Genomic DNA, 3335 nt, shown 5'->3' with positions numbered 1-3335 from the left:
TTACACCCTATCAAAAATTGACGCTGGCAACACAGGCTCTACTTCTGTGAACCATTATTAATGGGGGGATTACCGGTAGAGCCACAGCGTACGTAGCTATACGCGAAGACGCGCACCACTGCAACACCGCCCAACGCAACAATAGGAGTTTGGTGAATAGAGACAAAAGTGCTTCGGCCAAAAAAATGTGGTCAGGTCTTTTCCCTCTGCGCCTTCTCAAGCGCAGCGGCCATGGCGGTTTGTTGGATGGGTGTTTTTTTCGTACCTTGAGGAGTGGGCTTCTTTTTTTTGATCTCCGTGGGTTGTTTTGTGGCGGCACTTCCCATACGCATCGTCAGGGCAATCCTTTGGCGCGCAAGATCGATCGATTCGACCTTGACCCTGACAATATCCCCGGCTTTGACAATTTTATGGGGATCGGAAACATACTGATCGGCCAGTTTTGAAATATGCACCAGGCCGTCCTGATGGACGCCGATATCCACAAAAGCACCAAAATTTGTGACATTACTGACGACACCTTCGAGCCGCATACAGGGCTTCAGATCGCTCGCTTTTTCGATGCCTGTCCGAAATTGCGCCATTTTAAATTCGGGCCGGGGATCACGCCCCGGTTTCTCCAACTCCGACAGAATGTCGCAAACCGTGGGTTCACCAAACCGAACATCGGTAAAGTCTTTCGCCTCTAACGACCGCAAGAAATGTGCATCTCCGATGAGGGTATCGATGCTCCGTCCGCATTTCTCTGCAATCCTTTCCACGACAGAATAGGCCTCGGGATGAACCGCAGAGCTGTCCAAGATGCTTGTACCATTCATGACACGCAGAAAACCGGCGCACTGTTCAAAGGCTTTTAGCCCAAGGCGCGGGACCTTCATCAAGCCAAGCCGGTCGCGATAAGGTCCGTTTTCATCCCGGAAAGCAACAACATTTTTTGCCAGGCCAGGGCTCAACCCGGAAACAAGACCCAAGAGCGGCACAGATGCGGTATTGAGATCGACGCCAACGGCATTCACGCAGTCTTCGACCACATGGTTTAGTGAATGGGCCAGGCGGGCCTGATTGACATCGTGCTGATATTGTCCGACCCCAATGGCCTTGCCTTCGATCTTTACCAATTCCGCCAAGGGATCTTGTAACCGGCGGGCGATGGAAACCGCCCCGCGAAGGGAAACATCCAGGGTCGGAAACTCCATCGAAGCAAATTCTGACGCGGAATAAACAGAGGCCCCTGCTTCGGAGACGATGGTTTTCCGCAAGTTCAAATCGGGGTGTCGTTGCATGAGATCGCCCACCAGGCGGTCCGTCTCTCTAGATGCCGTGCCATTGCCGATGCTGATCAATTCTACCTTATATTTTTCCGCCAATTTTGCCAATGCTAAAATCGATTGATCCCATTCGTTTCTGGGAGCATGCGCGTAAAGTGTGGCCGTGGCGAGCAGTTTTCCCGTGCCGTCAATCACGGCGGCCTTAATGCCCGTTCTTATACCGGGGTCGAGACCCATTGTTACCCTTGGCCCGGCGGGAGCAGCCAGAAGTAAATCATGCAGGTTGCGGGCAAAAACCTTTATGGCCTCTTCCTCAGCCCGCTCGCGAAGCTGGCGCTTCAGCTCCAAATCTAAATGAGGCAGGAGTTTAAGCCGCCAGGCTGAACGGACAACATCCAATAACCAGGCATCCGCCGGACGGCCCGCTGCCTTGATATCAAAATGGCGAGCGATCATCCGCCCGCCTTTAGAATGGGGTTGATGTGTCTTGAGATCCCCCTCCGACTCATCAAGGAGTATACGGAGCTTCAGGATCTCTTTTTTCTGTCCCCGAAATAAGGCCAGTGCGCGGTGCGAGGGGATCGATTTCACCGGCTCGATGAAATCGAAATAGTCTGAAAATTTCGAGCCTTCGTTTTCTTTGCCTTTAATCACAAGCGCGCAGAGTTTACCCTGTTTTTGAGCGTACTCCCTCAATACCGCGAGCAAGGAGGCATCTTCCAAGAAATGTTCCATCAAAATATCCTGCGCCCCCGCCAGGGCCTTCTGGATATCTTCGATACCTTTTTCGGGATTGAGATGGTCCGCCGCACACCTTTCAGGATTCAAGGTGGGGGTCTCAAGCAGGGTGAAGGCCAAAGGGGCAAGGCCGGCCTCGCGGGCAGTTTGACCCTTTGTTCGGCGTTTCTTCACATAAGGGCGATAGAGATCTTCCAGCCTTGTCTTTGTCTCCGCCTCCAGAATGGCGGTTTTCAGCCCCTCGCTTAACTTGCCCATCTCTCCGATATTCTTGAGGACAAGCCCCCGGCGTTCTTCCAATTCACGCAAGTAGTATAGACGCTCCTCCAGGCGTCGGAGCTGCACATCGTCCAGACCGTCGGTCGCCTCCTTCCGGTATCGAGCAATAAAAGGAACCGTCGAGCCGTCATCAATCAGTGCGACGGCAGAGACAACCTGCCTCTCTTCAGCCTTCAATTCCTCCGCGATGATTTGATGAATGTTCTTCATTGTCTTCGCCTTTTCTTGTTATCGTGTTGGGGCATTCTAGCAGAAAAACAGAAAACTATGGAGGTCCTTAGGTCGATTCAGAAAAGGATTCCTCGGACCGAAATGTAAAAAACCGTTTTATTTTTTATTCGTTCGCTAATCCTGTCCTAGAAGAACAAAGATTACCTACTTTGAGTGTTCAAATCTGGAAGAGCCTAAATGTAGCCGAATGAGACATTATAATAAGAAGTACGGTCTCATATGCGAGGGAAAAATCGGGGGGGAATAGGCCCGAGAAAGGCTTTAATCCGGGGAGATAAGGTTAAAACCTGAGACAGAATTCCTAATTCTGTCTCAGGGGTATGATTGATCTATCTCATCTGGACGAATTGGCTCCGAGTTTTCACACAGTCTGACGACCTGTTAGGTTTCTCTTATTCATATATTGCTAATCAGAGCTGGTTTCAATCAACGATTCACTATTTAAAATGGGGGATTTAATTTCATGTCTGACCATGCTACTTTCCCCTTAAAATTTGGTGTATATTTTTCAACAATGGAATGAACAGTTTCAAAGAATACTGAATCTGCCTGTGGATGGACTCTGACTGATTCAATGTTTTGCTCAAAATCAAACTTCAACTGCACACCATTAGTAGATTCGATTTCGTCATTTTCATCAAAGTAGACTATCCGGACCTCTTCCTCATATTTAAACATAGGGAGTTTTTTGGTGACAAGATCAGTATGGTTAGGTGTCTTTCTATTACTTCCTGGTATCGGGTGAGTTATTGTCAAATCTGGTGTATGAGATCTTCATTAAGCGGCGACCTGATCTGATTTATTGATCTCAATCCCATC

General features: G+C 49.4%; 2 protein-coding genes. Both read right to left on the bottom strand.

The features are described 5' to 3' along the window. Window positions 1-191 precede the first annotated feature (191 nt). Window positions 192-2495, bottom strand: a complete 2304-nt coding sequence (locus EYQ01_06710; GenBank protein ID HIE65488.1) for an RNA-binding transcriptional accessory protein — start codon at window positions 2493-2495, stop codon at window positions 192-194. 462 nt (window positions 2496-2957) lie between these two features. Beyond that, window positions 2958-3194, bottom strand: a complete 237-nt coding sequence (locus EYQ01_06705; protein ID HIE65487.1) for a hypothetical protein — start codon at window positions 3192-3194, stop codon at window positions 2958-2960. Window positions 3195-3335 lie beyond the last annotated feature (141 nt).

Source organism: Candidatus Manganitrophaceae bacterium (assembly GCA_012960925.1).
Classification (GTDB): domain Bacteria; phylum Nitrospirota; class Nitrospiria; order SBBL01; family JAADHI01; genus DUAG01.
This window is presented reverse-complemented; position numbering and strand designations above follow the sequence as displayed.